Genomic DNA, 14,734 nt, shown 5'->3' on the forward strand with positions numbered 1-14,734 from the left:
TTATGCAAGAAGTCTACTTTTTATTCTTAATTAACTCTAAAGCCTTCTTCAGATCTATACTTTCAATATCTGCATTCTTGCCCAAAGCAACGTTTGTTTTACCGCATTTTATATAGAATCCGTACCTACCGTTGCAGATAAAAACTTCTTTTCCCTTTTCATTAAAACCAAGAGATTTTAGCTCTTTGCGTGGGCTGCTCTCAATAATTTGTATAGCTTCGTTTAATTGTGTGTCTAATACCTCCTTAGAGCTTTTTTTAAGAGAAAAGTATCGACCATCATAGAGAATATAGTACCCAAATCGTCCAAGACCTATTTTTACTTCCTTTCCAGTTTCTGGGTGTTCTCCGATTATTTTCGGCAGGGAAAGTAATCGAGTGGCGGTATTTAGATCAATATCATTAACATTTATATCTTTTGGTACAGAAATCTTTTTTTTCTTTTCTGACTCACTATTAAACTCCAGATAAAGTCCAAAAGGACCTTTTTTGATCATTATCTCTTGGCCTGTCACATCATCTATACCCAAACTTTTTGGATATTCTGAATTGTCATTACTGCCCGTAATTTCTTTTGTATGATTGCATGCAGGATAGTTAGAACATCCAAGAAACACACCGGCTTTTCCAAAATTTAATTTCAATATACCACCAGAGCAATTAGGACATTTTTTACCTATTTCTTCCTTTCCTTCCTCTGAGCAAAACCAATTGACTACCAAATCATGAATACCACTAAAAATCTCATCATGTGTCATTTGCTTAACAGAATTTACATGATTAAAAAATGGCACCCAAAAATAGCCTAGTTCTTTTTTCCAATCTCCATGTCCATTTGAGATTGAATCAAGCCTTTCTTCCATTTGTGCTGTAAAGTCATACTCTACACAACGCTGAAAAAAAGTTTCCAAAAATATAGTCACGATCTTACCGCGGCTGCTTGGAATAAATCTTTTGTTATCCAATGAAACATATTCACGATCTTGTAATACCGAAATAATTGTTGCATAAGTTGATGGGCGACCTATACCGACTTCTTCCATTTTTTTTACTATACTCGCTTCACTATAACGAGGTGGCGGTTGAGTAAAATGCTGTTTCGGATCAACAGAAATCAACTTGCACGCTTCCTCTTCCTTCATGGCAGGTAGCAGGCCTTCATTTTCGGCTTCTATGTTATCTTGATAAACTTTATAAAAACCATCAAAGAATATACTTGATCCACTTGCTCGCAGAATCACTTTCTGGTCAATAGAACTAATTTCAACTACCACTTGATCAAGAATCGCCGATTCCATTTGACTTGCGATGGTTCTTTTCCAGATTAAATCGTATAATTTAAATTGCTCTGGCGTTAAGTAATCCTTAATACTACCCGGTGTTCTATTAATATCAGTTGGCCGGATTGCTTCATGTGCTTCTTGAGCATTTTTGACCTTTTTTACATATTTACGAGGAGAATGCGGTAAATATTTATCACCATATAATGACTTAATTGATCCCCTGATTGAGTTTATAGCCTCATCTGCAATATGAAACCCATCTGTACGCATGTAAGTTATCAACCCTACGGTTTCACCACCAATATTGATACCTTCATATAAATTTTGCGCTACTCGCATAACATTTTTCACATTAAAATACAGTTTATTCACTGCATCTTGCTGAAGACTTGAGGTGATAAATGGAGGAAGCGGGTTTCTCTTAACTTGCTTGCGTTCTACTGTGCTTACAGCATACTGCCTTGACTCGATCTCCCTGACTAAGTTCTTTGCCTCTTCTTCATTCTTAATATCAAATTTTTCTAGCTTTTTATTGTCATAGTGGCTTAGCATAGCAAAAAAAGCCTCATCTTTGCTATTTTGCATTTCTGCCTTTATGCTCCAATACTCCTGTGTTATAAATTTACTAATTTCATCTTCTCGTTCGCATATAAGCTTTAATGCAACAGACTGCACTCGCCCTGCAGATTTGCTTCCCGACAATTTTGTCCACAGCAGCGGTGACAAGCTAAATCCAACTAGATAATCCAAAGCTCTGCGTGCTTGCTGTGCACGCACTAAGTCCATATTAATTTCACGTGGATTTTTTATAGCTTCTTGCACTGCTCTTTTTGTTATTTCGTTAAAGACTACTCTATGAATGTTACTTTCATCATTGATTGCTTTTCTTTCCTTTAGTGCCTCTATCACATTCCAAGCTATTGCTTCCCCTTCTCTGTCTGGATCTGTTGCAAGGTATATATCTGATGTTTTACTAGCTTCCTTGACTAACTCTTTTACATACTTTTCTGCTTTTTCAATAATCTCATACTTCATGGCAAAGTCATTATCAGGATCAACAGAACCATTCTTCGCTGGCAGATCTCTGACGTGGCCAAAAGATGCAGCTACTTTGAATTCTTTACTCAAATATTTACCTATCGTCTTTGCCTTTGCTGGCGACTCAACTATTAATAATGCCATAATTATTAGTACTTAAAGGTAATATGTTGAAATATATAGAATAAAAAGTAAAAAAATATTTTAATGGTCTTTCCAATTTTTCTAAGTAATTGTTTGATGTTCGCAAAAAAACTAATGAAAGAACCTGCTTTATAAATTTTTTCAACTCCCTTACCATAAGGATAACGCTATACTATTTATCTTCGTCTGTGCAGATTAAACGACAAAAGCATAACGCAGTTGTCGTCTTATTTTTAATTTTTTGCACTATGTGCATCTTATTTCTTTACAAAACTTCCAGTTTTTTAACCATATAAGCTGAAACGGGCTGTTTAAGACAGGCCAATTTTCAGGATTAGAGCTAGCTAATAGGGGGTTTCTTTTGTCTTTTTTCTACTTGGTAAATTTCTTGATATTTGTAGCTAAAGTAATTTAAGAGAGGTGTCATCCCAGTGTCGGAGCACTGGGATGACAAGAAAAGGAGTACTGGAATGACACATTCCACCATGTCATTCCAGCGGATGACCAGATTTTTTTATTTGATCCCAGACTGGCTGGTTATGCAAGTTCCAATTTTAATAATATTTACATATAAGCCATACGCTTGAGTTGCAAAGTTCTAAAAAGCAGCCAAAATAAAAATAAGTAGACATTTACAAATTAAACTAAGTGTACAATCAACAAACAAGAGTATTGATTGCAACAATACTCTGTAGAATCGCAATATGGTATGACCATATGCTCTTTATTGATCTGGTTAATATAATTAGTAGAGAATTTTGTTATGCAAAAGATATCTACTACAGCATATTGCAATTGTTTGGAATTGCAGGACTGGGTGCAATGGTAAGACCACTTGGTGCATCTGTATTTGGTCACATTGGTGATAGGTATGGAAGGAGAATGGCGTTAACGATTGCTATCTTGCTAATATCGATTCCTTCTAGTCTCGTTGCGTTTATTCCAAGTTATAGTAAAATAGGAATAACCTCTACTATGTTGCTTCTTACAATCCATCTGATACAAGGGGTTGCACTTGGCGCTGAGCAAGGAGGTAGCTCTGTTTATCTCATAGAGCATTTACCTAATAAGAAAAAACTAGGAATGTTTTTTGGAATAATAAGTTTTGGTCGCTCTATTGGCATATTGCTCTCTGTGGTTGCAGTGATCATCTGTAAAAAAACCACTGATTTTAACGCTTGGGGTTGGAGGCTGCCGTTTATTTTTTCAGCCATTTTAGGATTAATAAGCGCATATAGTATATATACACTAGGAGAAACTCCAGTGTATGAAAAAAATCGAGAACAAAGAAATTTACCTAATTTACCAATAATAGAGCTTACAAAACGCTATAAAAGAGCCCTGATACTTGCCATTTTAATATCTGTACCTGTTAATGTTGCTGTTGGATTTACCATATTTCTTAGAACAATTGCAAAAGAAATAGTGTCTGTTGAAACTTATGTAACAACGTATGTCAACGAAGTTGTACTCATTATAACCAGTATATTAATGCCGATATCTTCAATAATGCTTGGAATTTTAGCTGATAAAACAGGAAGAGAACGCACTGCAATCTTATTTATAGTGATAACAATGGTATTATGTTGTCCTATGTTATCTATTGCATATTACTATAAAAGCTATCTTATAATCATGTTGAGTGTTATGGCTCTTTCTATAATCGAGAGGGGTATTAATCCTATAGGGATAGTTACTGCTGAGCTTTTTCCTACTAATGTTAGATTTAGTGGTGTGAGTTTATCACGTAACATTTCTTATGCCCTGCATGGTGGATTTACTCCTATGATATGCACTGGGTTTACTATAATGTTTCCTAAAATAGACTTTGCTGCTGGGCTTTATGTAATTTTTTGCTTATTAGTCAGCTTAGTAGCAATATTGCAAATAAAACCACAAGATAAAAAGTGTGATTGGTAATTTTCTCTATTTAAATTTATTTCACTTATTTAGCTAATTTTTATTAGAATTATAATTTTGGCTTTTATGAAAACTGCATACGTATGTCAATTCTGCGGTCATAGCACTGGAAGGTGGGTAGGAAGGTGTATTGCATGTGACAGTTGGGATACGGTTGTCGAAGAAATAGTACTAAAAACAGAAACGAGAAGTACATCTGCACCAATTTCAATAAAAGCGTTATCAGATAGTGAAATTATTACCCCCGATCGTTTTTTAACAGGAATAGAAGAGTTAGATAGAGTTTTTGGTGGAGGTATCGTTCAAGGTGCTAGCATTTTAATTGGTGGTGAACCTGGAATTGGCAAATCTACTCTTTTGCTTAGGATTGCAGCTAATGTTGTACAACTTTCCTCTTTTGAATGTCTTTATGTATCTGGCGAGGAATCTTTAGAGCAAGTGAGCCTCAGAGCAAAGCGTCTTAAGATAAATGAACCTAAAATTAAGCTTTTATCTACAGTATCTTTAACTGATGTAGTAGCAACAATAAGGAAAAATAAAAGTATTAAGTTCTTGATAATTGATTCTATACAAACTATGTATGATAGCAAAGTCACATCAGCACCAGGAACTGTAACTCAAGTCCGTACCTGCGCTCATGAATTGACTGTTCTTGCAAAGCAATATAGTGTTTCTCTCTTAATAGTTGGCCATATAACGAAAGATGGACAAATAGCAGGACCTAAAACCCTGGAGCATATGGTAGATACAGTACTATATTTTGAGGGTGAAAATAGTAATCAATATCGCATTTTACGCACTATTAAAAATAGATTTGGCCCTGCAAATGAAATTGGTGTTTTTGAGATGTCTGAAGCAGGACTCATGCCTGTTGATAATCCATCATCATTATTCTTGACCGTACATGATAGAGAAGTAGTTGGCAGCGCCGTATTTGCAGGAGTTGAAGGCTCAAGACCAATCTTAATGGAAGTGCAAGCATTAATAGCAAGGACTAATATGGCAACTCCAAGAAGAGCAGTAGTTGGTTGGGATATTAATAGATTAGCTATGATAATCGCGGTTCTAAGTGCTCGTTGTAAAATGTTTTTGCATGATAAAGAAGTATACCTAAACATTGCGGGAGGACTCAAAATACAGGAACCATCAGCTGATCTTGCTGTTGCTGCTTCCCTTATTTCAAGTTTAGTAAATTTACCGCTACTAACTTCTTCAATAATCTGCGGTGAAGTTGCACTTTCAGGAGAAATTAGAAATGTTTCGCATGCTGATCTCAGACTAAGGGAAGCACAAAAGTTAGGATTTAAAAAAGCGATTATGCCTAAAAATGGCAATTATTCTTCTCATGATATTGAGATAATTAAGCTTGGTCATATAAAAGAGTTAAAAGAGGTCTTCAATCACAATTAAATATTATCTGCATGAACATTTTGCTTGTGGGAAGGGTGTCATCCCAGCTTCCATAATGTCATCTGAGTAGGTGACACTGGCTTCTTTTTTTACTGTTTTTACTGTAATTAAAAATTCATTGGATCTTGATTATATATTTCCTCTGCTATAAGCAATAATTTTTCGCTCTCATCAAAGAGACTTTTTGCGCTAGCTGCTAATTTCTCACTAATTTGTGGTAGACATTGTCATAATATACTCCTTAAATTTTTAAAATATATTTATGTTGGTATACAAGTATCAATATTACATTAATATAATTGCTTTTTAGGCATGAGTGACAAGCTGAAGTGGTTTTTAATTACTCAAAAAACAGAAACGTTTCTATTTCCTACACTTTCTAAAACCATAGGCGCCCATTATTAGCTAAAGTAAAGGTCAAGTATCTGGAATTCTGGACATAAAATCCTCCTGTGTAAAAAAGAGTTAGAAAAAAAATGCAGTGCACATACGACAGATATACACTGAAGAATACATTTTTTAATAAGTTTGATTAAAAAGTCTGCAGACTAAAGATAGATTTTGAGCTCTTAAAATATCTCTATTTGTAATTATAATGAGATTGAAAATATGCGGAAGTAATTTTTATACGTTAACGGCTCACCCAACCCAATAATCACTTGCAACCAGCGTCACATGCTGGAATGAGACCATCTAAAAACGGCTTCTCATGATAATTAAGCTTGGTCATATGAGAAAATTAAAGAGATCTTCAATCACATTTAAACAGCGCTTCAGCAAACTCTTTGCCAGTAAATTCCCTCAGGTCTTCTATACTTTCACCAATTCCTATAGCGTGTAATTTCACCTTATAAGCTTCTGCAAGCCCAATCACTACTCCACCTTTGGCAGTACCATCTAGCTTTGTTACAATTAACCCGGTAACACCAACCATTTTACTAAAGGCCTCTAATTGGCTATAAGCATTTTGGCCAGTAGTTGCATCAAGAACCAAAATAACATCATGAGGAGCAGTATCATCCAATTTCTTTATCGTTCTATGTATTTTTGACAGCTCTTGCATGAGATTTACATTGTTTTGTAGCCTTCCTGCTGTATCAATTAAAACAACATCAACGCTATCTTTTATCGCTTGATTTACAGCTCTATATGCCACACTTGCAGAATCGCTACCGTGTTCTCCAGTAACAATAGAGCAATCAGAACGTTCTGCCCAAATATTTAATTGCTCACTCGCAGCAGCTCTGAATGTGTCGCACGCAACAAGCATAACGGATTTTCCTTTTTCCTTATATTTATAGGCAAGTTTACCTATAGTTGTAGTTTTTCCATTACCATTCACTCCGCACACCATTATTATGTGTGGTTTTTTATTCAAAATGAGCGGCTGCACAACAGGGTTTAATATTGTTTCTATTTCGCTCATTAACTGCTGTGTGATAATGTTATGTTCAACTTCTGATTCAAATTTGATACTTGCGAGCTTATCAATAAGCAATCTAGAAGTTTTATGACCTATATCCATGCTAATCAGCAGCTCTTCCAGATCATCTAAAAGCGACTGATCTAATTTTTTTTTGCCAGAAAAAATATTTTTTACTCCATCACTAAAACGGGAGGAGGTTTTTAATAGTCCTTGATAAAGATTACTGAATAAACTCAAGAAATACTCCTTTCAAAATTACCATATAAAGAATGACATGCACTATATGTATTTGTAAAGTAAATACACTCGTAACCTATATATTTTGTGAGTAAAATGTACTGCTTGCTAGTGTATTTTACTTTAGTTTTTAACCTAAATATGTTATAATGTAAGTAATGGTTTACGGGTAATCTATGAGTTATAATGAGAAAATTTTAGATCATTACGAAAATCCAAGGAATGTTGGTTCTCTGGATAAAAATGATCCAAATGTTGGTACTGGTTTAGTTGGTGCACCATCATGCGGAGATGTAATGAAACTGCAAATAAAGGTCAACGATAAAGGTGTTATTGAAGACGCAAAATTTAAAACTTTTGGTTGTGGTTCTGCTATAGCTTCAAGTTCTTTGCTTACAGAAATGATCAAAGGAAAAACTATTGAGAATGTAACAAAGATAAAGAATACTCAAATAGTGGAAGAATTGTCTTTGCCGCCAGTAAAGATACACTGTTCAGTACTTGCTGAGGATGCTATAAAAGCTGCTATTCATGATTATCAAAATAAACAAAAACATTGAGGAATATGAGTGAATTTCAAGGAGTAAATTCTGTTAAAAAACCTATCACTCTAACTGCAAATGCAGTAGAGAGGGTAAGGTTTTTATTGGACAAAAAGAAGCATGCTAACCTTGAAGAAGCAATAGGAATAAGAGTTCTAATTAAGCAAAAAGGATGCTCTGGTTTAAAATATGATATTGAGTATGCATATGATGTTCGTCCTTTGGAGTCGGTAATTGAAGAAAGCTGCAGTGATGATCAAAAAGTCAAGGTGCTGATCGATCCAAAATCTATCATGTTTATCCTTGGCTCTGAAATGGATTATGTAGAGGAAAAATTCTCATCAGGTTTTATTTTCAAAAATCCTAATGAGAAAGGAAAATGTGGTTGTGGAGAGAGTTTTCATGTCTAGCAACCATTTCACATTATTTGGAATTGAACCGGCTTTTAACATCAGCTTTGATGAGCTGGAGAAAAAATATATTGAGCTAAGCAAAACTGATATAAATGAAAGAGAGTCCAAAAGTATGGAAAATATCAACAAAGCTTATCAGGTACTGAAGTCACCGCTAAAGCGTGCCGAACATTTGTTGGATCTTTTTGACGTAAAAAGCAAAAAAGAGCATCTTGATCCTGAAATATTAAATGAATCAATGGAAATAAGAGAATACTTTCTAGACTGCGATGATTTACAATTTGCAAGTAGGATGATTGATGAAAAGGTAAAAGATTGTACTAAAAACCTAATTAATGCTTTTGCTACAAAAAATTTTGATGAAGCTGCTACGCAAGTTTTTAGATTGAGATATTTATATAAGTCATTTGAGGAGATAAAGGAAAATGCGGCCAGTTCAAATTTCTGAACCAAGTTTAAATGAGGTAGTTTTTGGTATAGATCTTGGAACTACTAACTCTTTAATTGCCATGGTAAATAAAGCTGGCAATGTAGAAATATTTAAAGATGAGCAAGGTCGTGAACTATTACCTTCTGTCATTTCATATGAAAAGGATGTACTAAAAGTAGGCTACGATGTTGGCGAAAACGCTATCTGCTCTATAAAACGCTTAATGGGTAAAAGTGTTAAAGACTTGCATAAAGAAGGTATCAATTGTGAAATAGATAACGAAAGTGAAAAAGTTATTAGGGTAAAATGCTCAGAAGAAAAGTATCTCACTCCTATTGAGATCTCTGCTGAGATACTAAAAACTCTATGCAAGAGGGTAAAAAAATTCACAGGGATGAAAGTTAACAAAGCAGTGATTACTGTACCAGCTTATTTTGATGATTCAGCACGTAACGCAACCAAATATGCAGCAAAATTAGCTGGCATAGATGTTCTTCGCCTCATTAATGAACCAACCGCTGCAGCACTTTCTTACTCCATTGAAAAGAACAATAACAGTGGCATATATGCAGTTTATGACCTCGGTGGTGGAACATTTGACATTTCAATATTAAAATTACATCAAGGAGTGTTTCAAGTTCTTGCAGTTGGTGGTGATACTAAACTTGGTGGTGATGATTTTGATCATCTACTTAGTTTAATCGTGCTTGAAAAGTATAGAGAACAGGTAGGTTTAAATAAAAAATGCTCTAGTGTCATCCCAGTGCTCCGACACTGGGATCCAGAAAGTTTGATTGCAAGTGAACACACCAGAAAGTTATATAATAAGAACTGGATTCCAGTGTCAAGCACTGCACCATCTGATACAACTACCTACAAATTACAACATTCATACACTAAAACTGGTATCTGCAATATACGTGCTATAAAAGAGTACCTAAGTGAAGATACCTCTGGCACTTTTGAATTCAGCATCAATGGTGAATTATTTAAGTGCAAAATTACCAAAGAAGAATTCGAGCAAGCAATCAGTCCTTTGGTTAATAAGACTATAAATATAGTTACTCGTACTATAAGCAACATAGATCTTAAAATCGATGATATAAAAGGGGTAATTTTAGTTGGTGGCGCAACTAGAGTGCCATTAGTGCAAAATTCACTAATCAAACTCTTTGGCAATAAAGTGCTGAATGATGTGGATCCGGACAAAGCAGTTGCCAATGGGGCAGCTTTGCAGGCTCATTATTTAACTTCAAACTCAAAAGATAGGAATATTCTCCTTGATGTGCTGCCTTTATCACTTGGCATAGAAACTATGGGGGGAATAGTTGAAAAAATTATACCAAGAAATACACCACTACCAGTTTCAGAAATAAAAGAGTTTACAACTTACGCTAACGGGCAAACAGCAATGAAAATTCACGTTTGTCAAGGAGAACGTGAAATGATAAAAGATAATAAATCTCTAGCACGATTTGAACTCAAAGGTATACCACAATTGCCTGCAGGTTCTGCAAAAGTTGAAATAGGATTTACAGTTAGCATTGATGGAATATTGACTGTCACTGCAAGAGAAAAAACTACTGGAGTCGAACAGACAGTTAAAATAAATTCAAGCTCTGGCTTAAATGAAGAAGATATTCAAGATATGGTCAATCAGTCAGTAAGTAACTTTGATGAAGACATGAAGGCTCGTTCCCTTGCAGAGGCTAAAATTAACGGTAACAAGCTCATACATCTAGTTGAAAATGTTTCCACTGAGCAAAAGTTAAAAATTTTACTACAGAACGCAAAAGACGCTTTACAGGAAAATGACTTAGACAACATTAATAATGCTATCTCTGAGTTAGAAAACTCTGCTTTAGAATTATGCGAATCAGCAGACAGATAGAGTTCATACAACTTTGTGAAGTACCCTGTCAAATCTCAGAGCAATAGGTAACCTAAAATCAAACGGCAACCAATCAACTTTGCCTAATTTAAACGATAAACCAACCATGCTTACGCGTCCAACTATATTTTCAGTTGGTATTAACCCAATTTCAGAAAACCTGCTATCAAAAGAATTATTTCTATTGTCTCCCATAACAAAAAATTGATCATCAGGCACATAATAAACTGGAGTATTGTATGATAACTTATTAGAAAGATTATCTATTAGAATTTCATGCTCCTTGCCGCTCGGGAGTGTTTCGATGTATCTTGCTATATTACGCTTTGACTCATAATCAAAAAAATTTTCAATTTGTCTTCGTTTTACTTTCTGATCATTTAAATATAACTCCCCCTCTATCATTTGCACTTTATCGCCCGGTATTCCTATTACCCGCTTAACAAATCTAATGCTGTCATTTCTTGTAGGCTTGAAAACTATTATATCACCACGCTCCGGAGGGGTATAAAAGATTCTACCGCTAAAGATGTTTGGAGAAAATGGAAAAGAGTGTTTACTATAACCATATGAATATTTACTAGTAAAAATATAATCTCCCTCAAGTAGAGTGCTTTTCATTGAACCAGAAGGAATATGAAATGGCTCAAATAAAAAACTACGTATTGATAGCGCAATTAGTAGCAAAAAAAACAGTGAAGATAAAAACTTTCTCGTTCTTGCTATCCGGTTCTCTCTCAATTCTTTCAATTTTATTTTCTTTATAAATTTAAGCTTATCATAACACATAAAAGTGGTAATGTGAAATTTTACTCATGGGTGTTATTGCTCTTTTTCGAAAGTCGAAATAAGCTCTCAAGTAATTGACAGTGATTGATAACCAATAGACATCATTTGCTATGCAATATTGTATAAATCACAATGCTAGTTTTACTAAAAATTATACTATTTTAGATATAATTATAGTATTTAAACTTAAGGTATAGGGATGAACCCTACAATTAGAAAGGTTTTTTGTATTCTACTTATAGTATTATTTATTTCTTTTTCTCATGTTGGAAGTGCTGCTAACTCTAATGACGATACAACTGCTCAAGTAATATGTAATATTATTGGCTACGTTTGGGGAATAGGTGGACCGCTTATGACCGTAGTGATAATAGGAGCAGCTTTACTTGCAATATTTGGTAGAATGCCGTGGCCTGCTCTTTTCGCCCTCGGTGTATTTTGCGCTGTGTTTTTTGGCGCTAAAACTATTGTCATAAAAGTAATGGGTGGTATAAACTCTACAAATGCCTCTTTTATGGAAGAATGTGGAACGGGAGATAAAAAAAAGAGTCAATAGGACTATTTCTTTCTAAAGCAGACTTGGTGCACAGCTTCAACTATATCTTCCACTTGTGGTAATGCTTTCTTTTCTAGGTTTGCAGCATAAGGTAAGGGGACATCCTTGCCGGTTACCCGTACAACCGGAGCGTCAAGGTAGTCAAATCCTTGTTCCATAATCATGGCTGAGAGTTCTGCTCCTATTCCTGCAAATGGCCAACCTTCTTCTATGCTTACTAATCTATTGGTCTTCTTAATAGAGTTAATAACTGTTTCAGTGTCAAGTGGTCTTAAGGTTCTGAGGTCGATAACTTCAGCTTCTATTCCTTCACTAGAGAGTAAATCTGCCGCATTTAACGCATCCATTAGTTTCAATGAAAAAGCAGTGATAGTTACATCCTTTCCTTCCCGTATAACAGCAGCTTTGCCTATCTCAAGTAGATAATCTTTATTTGATAGCTCAGAGTCAGGAACTTCATGCTCATGTCCATAAGCGATCTCGTTTTCTAGAAATATTACCGGATTAGGGTCACGAATTGCAGCTTTAAGCAGACCTCTGCAATCGGAGGCAAAGTAAGGTGCTATTACTTTCAAACCTGGAACATGCGAATACCAAGATGCAAAGCACTGAGAATGTTGTGCGGCAACTCTTGCTGCAGCTCCATTTGGTCCACGAAATACTATAGGGCATCCAAGTTGTCCACCCGACATATAATTTGTTTTTGCTGCGGAATTCACAATTTGGTCGATAGCCTGCATAGAAAAATTAAAAGTCATAAACTCGACTATTGGCCTCAGTCCAGCAAATGCTGCTCCAACAGCAAGACCAGCAAATCCATGTTCAGTAATGGGTATATCAACTACCCTATTTTCTCCAAACTCTTTCAGTAATCCTTTCGTTACTTTATAAGCACCATCATACTCTGCAACTTCTTCACCCATGATAAATATATCAGGGTCATTTTGCATTTCTTCTCTGATCGCTGTGCATAAAGCTTCTCTTACACTTAAGATTGCCATTTGTAAACCTGTAGATTTCAACTGAAATAACTATATCAAAATTACCAGGAAGCGCACAAGTTAAGTTTTACAAGCATCATGTTGCACTGAGCATTGAATACTTACTTCTTTTAATTCAGTAGGTTGCGGTGATAGTGCGTATGTAACTCCACCGACTATCAATGAAGACATCACAGAAGTTGCAATCATCAATAGAATTGGTAATTGGAAGGCTATACTAAAGGCAACACCTACTGTCAACATGATTGTAAAGTTTACAGAAGCAATTTTTAAGAAAGACAGTTGTCTTTTTTCTGTTTTTTCTAGTAATACTTTATTTGCTTTGGTTTTGCTTAATTCACTATTAAGTGTTGTATTCTCGTTTTCCAGATCTTTTATTTTTTGCTTTAGTGATTGATTCTCTTTACTGAGCTTATCAACTATTTCTAACCGAGTCTCATGTCCAGCTAAGTCACTCTTTAACTTTTCTAGTTCTTTCTCAACATGTTTTAATTCTTTACCTGGCTTTTCTAACTTCCGAATTTGTCTATCTTGCAGCTGAATTTGAGGTTGCAGACTTTCTAAAATTTGGTCATCAACTTCATTAGCTGTCCCGTCGTGATTTATTTCGGAGCAGAAAGAAGTATCAAATGTAGCCTCAGACTCTAGACCGCTGTCGTCACTACTAACGCTTTCACCAATAGGAGTCTGTTTACCACTACATGTAACACTTCCTCTTTGCGGTGACTCAAATTTTTCTACCATATTCTTAACACCAGCATGTAAGTATTGCTCACTTACTATACTGTCACTACTTTCGCACGTAACAGGAGCCTGTTCACCACTACGTATGGTATTATATTGTTTCACAGAATTTATAACATCTGCTGATATATCAGTTTTTTTCTTATGCTTTGCATAAAAATTTTCTTCTGCTTCCTCTAACATTTGTAATATTGCTTCCTTATTTTCTGTATTGCCTACCACCTCTCTTGGAGTCTTATTTTTGCTTTTTAATGAAGGATTCACTCGATCATCACTTAGTAGTTGTTTTACCATGCTTTCATGTCTACAAGAAGTAGCAATATGCAAAGCAGTTGGCCCATCATTTTTAGAACCATCTTTTACTCGAGCGTTAACACTTGCTTTCTTTTTTAGTAAAAGTTCCACTATTAACATATTGTTGCATGCTGTAGCAAGATGTAACAACGTCCAATCTTCTGCAGCTTCTTCTGAAATTTTTATACTAAATTGATGTTCTTTACTAAAATTTTTACTAAACTTGTTGTACTCTCCTGCATCTTTTCCTTTTAACTCATTCTTTATTTTTTCAAGTAAATTATCTTCATCCAAATCGCTACTTTCACTTACCTCATTTATTATTTCAAAAAACTTCTCCTTCTCTATTACCATAACCTTTCCCTCTAAATTTATTTTTATCGCTGCATAATCTCACAAAAAAGTTAAATTTATCAAAATTCTATATTTTATATAAAATAAAATTTCCTGTTTCCAAAAATTGGTAAGCATGTTTTTGATGAGATTGTAGAAAACATACTTTTATGACACCATTTGTTGTACGAACTAACTTGGCGAAAACAGATGTTTATATAGTTGTATGGCAAAATGTTTTGCACTAGTTGTGCTACTTCGTTTTCCGTAATAGTTGAAAAAAT

Annotated in this window: 12 protein-coding genes; 7 read left to right on the forward strand and 5 right to left on the reverse strand. The window is 34.9% G+C overall.

Annotation, left to right across the window (positions count from 1 at the left end; genetic code table 11):
* Window positions 1–13: 13 nt before the first annotated feature.
* On the reverse strand, window positions 14–2,464 hold the full coding sequence (gene topA / locus AAHF52_RS06585; protein WP_264376761.1) for a type I DNA topoisomerase: 2,451 nt from the start codon (window positions 2,462–2,464) through the stop codon (window positions 14–16).
* A gap of 648 nt (window positions 2,465–3,112) precedes the next feature.
* On the opposite strand from topA, the gene AAHF52_RS06590 reads away from it, so the two are divergent.
* Both AAHF52_RS06590 and radA read left to right on the forward strand, forming a co-directional pair.
* Window positions 3,113–4,384 (forward strand): MFS transporter, encoded by a 1,272-nt coding sequence (locus AAHF52_RS06590; protein WP_052264750.1) that lies wholly within the window; start codon window positions 3,113–3,115, stop codon window positions 4,382–4,384.
* A gap of 66 nt (window positions 4,385–4,450) precedes the next feature.
* Window positions 4,451–5,794, forward strand: coding sequence for a DNA repair protein RadA (gene radA, locus AAHF52_RS06595; protein ID WP_019236958.1), 1,344 nt, complete (start codon window positions 4,451–4,453; stop codon window positions 5,792–5,794).
* Window positions 5,795–6,545: 751 nt separating this feature from the next.
* Here the strand turns inward: radA and ftsY are convergent.
* Complete coding sequence (ftsY, locus tag AAHF52_RS06600) at window positions 6,546–7,457, reverse strand: signal recognition particle-docking protein FtsY (RefSeq protein WP_019236959.1); 912 nt, start codon at window positions 7,455–7,457, stop codon at window positions 6,546–6,548.
* Between the two features lie 176 nt (window positions 7,458–7,633).
* Between ftsY and iscU the strand changes: the two genes are divergently transcribed.
* Genes iscU through AAHF52_RS06620 form a run of 4 tightly spaced genes read left to right on the forward strand, consistent with a single transcriptional unit; the run spans window position 7,634 to window position 10,733 of the window.
* Window positions 7,634–8,017: a Fe-S cluster assembly scaffold IscU gene (gene iscU, locus AAHF52_RS06605; RefSeq protein WP_007302620.1), complete on the forward strand. Its 384-nt coding sequence runs from the start codon at window positions 7,634–7,636 to the stop codon at window positions 8,015–8,017.
* Between the two features lie 5 nt (window positions 8,018–8,022).
* A complete protein-coding gene (locus tag AAHF52_RS06610) occupies window positions 8,023–8,409 on the forward strand; it encodes a HesB/IscA family protein (protein WP_006012614.1) in 387 nt (128 codons plus the stop codon).
* Window positions 8,402–8,860, forward strand: coding sequence for an iron-sulfur cluster co-chaperone HscB C-terminal domain-containing protein (locus AAHF52_RS06615; protein WP_007302621.1), 459 nt, complete (start codon window positions 8,402–8,404; stop codon window positions 8,858–8,860). The genes AAHF52_RS06610 and AAHF52_RS06615 overlap by 8 nt, the downstream gene beginning before the upstream one ends.
* Window positions 8,838–10,733: an Hsp70 family protein gene (locus AAHF52_RS06620; RefSeq protein ID WP_019236960.1), complete on the forward strand. Its 1,896-nt coding sequence runs from the start codon at window positions 8,838–8,840 to the stop codon at window positions 10,731–10,733. Before AAHF52_RS06615 ends, AAHF52_RS06620 begins: the two co-directional genes overlap by 23 nt.
* Before the next feature lie 3 nt (window positions 10,734–10,736).
* Here the strand turns inward: AAHF52_RS06620 and lepB are convergent, their stop codons facing one another.
* Window positions 10,737–11,522, reverse strand: a complete 786-nt coding sequence (gene lepB, locus AAHF52_RS06625; RefSeq protein WP_007302623.1) for a signal peptidase I — start codon at window positions 11,520–11,522, stop codon at window positions 10,737–10,739.
* 199 nt (window positions 11,523–11,721) lie between these two features.
* Between lepB and AAHF52_RS06630 the strand changes: the two genes are divergently transcribed.
* Window positions 11,722–12,078 (forward strand): TrbC/VirB2 family protein, encoded by a 357-nt coding sequence (locus AAHF52_RS06630; RefSeq protein WP_007302624.1) that lies wholly within the window; start codon window positions 11,722–11,724, stop codon window positions 12,076–12,078.
* Window positions 12,079–12,080: 2 nt separating this feature from the next.
* On the opposite strand, the gene AAHF52_RS06635 is transcribed toward AAHF52_RS06630, so the two are convergent.
* Window positions 12,081–13,079: a pyruvate dehydrogenase complex E1 component subunit beta gene (locus AAHF52_RS06635; protein ID WP_264376762.1), complete on the reverse strand. Its 999-nt coding sequence runs from the start codon at window positions 13,077–13,079 to the stop codon at window positions 12,081–12,083.
* A 60-nt stretch (window positions 13,080–13,139) separates the two neighbouring features.
* Window positions 13,140–14,471: an ankyrin repeat domain-containing protein gene (locus AAHF52_RS06640; protein WP_264376763.1), complete on the reverse strand. Its 1,332-nt coding sequence runs from the start codon at window positions 14,469–14,471 to the stop codon at window positions 13,140–13,142.
* Window positions 14,472–14,734 lie beyond the last annotated feature (263 nt).

This window comes from Wolbachia endosymbiont (group B) of Melanargia galathea, from assembly GCF_964030625.1.
In the GTDB taxonomy this organism is placed as follows: domain Bacteria; phylum Pseudomonadota; class Alphaproteobacteria; order Rickettsiales; family Anaplasmataceae; genus Wolbachia.

Coding starts and splice junctions, on each gene's coding strand:
- AAHF52_RS06615 (WP_007302621.1), top strand. CDS start 8,402: ATGTCTAGCAACCATTTCACATTATTTGGAATTGAACCGGCTTTTAAC.
- radA (WP_019236958.1), top strand. CDS start 4,451: ATGAAAACTGCATACGTATGTCAATTCTGCGGTCATAGCACTGGAAGG.
- iscU (WP_007302620.1), top strand. CDS start 7,634: ATGAGTTATAATGAGAAAATTTTAGATCATTACGAAAATCCAAGGAAT.
- AAHF52_RS06630 (WP_007302624.1), top strand. CDS start 11,722: ATGAACCCTACAATTAGAAAGGTTTTTTGTATTCTACTTATAGTATTA.
- AAHF52_RS06610 (WP_006012614.1), top strand. CDS start 8,023: ATGAGTGAATTTCAAGGAGTAAATTCTGTTAAAAAACCTATCACTCTA.
- AAHF52_RS06635 (WP_264376762.1), bottom strand. CDS start 13,079: ATGGCAATCTTAAGTGTAAGAGAAGCTTTATGCACAGCGATCAGAGAA.
- AAHF52_RS06640 (WP_264376763.1), bottom strand. CDS start 14,471: ATGGTAATAGAGAAGGAGAAGTTTTTTGAAATAATAAATGAGGTAAGT.
- topA (WP_264376761.1), bottom strand. CDS start 2,464: ATGGCATTATTAATAGTTGAGTCGCCAGCAAAGGCAAAGACGATAGGT.
- lepB (WP_007302623.1), bottom strand. CDS start 11,522: ATGTGTTATGATAAGCTTAAATTTATAAAGAAAATAAAATTGAAAGAA.
- AAHF52_RS06620 (WP_019236960.1), top strand. CDS start 8,838: ATGCGGCCAGTTCAAATTTCTGAACCAAGTTTAAATGAGGTAGTTTTT.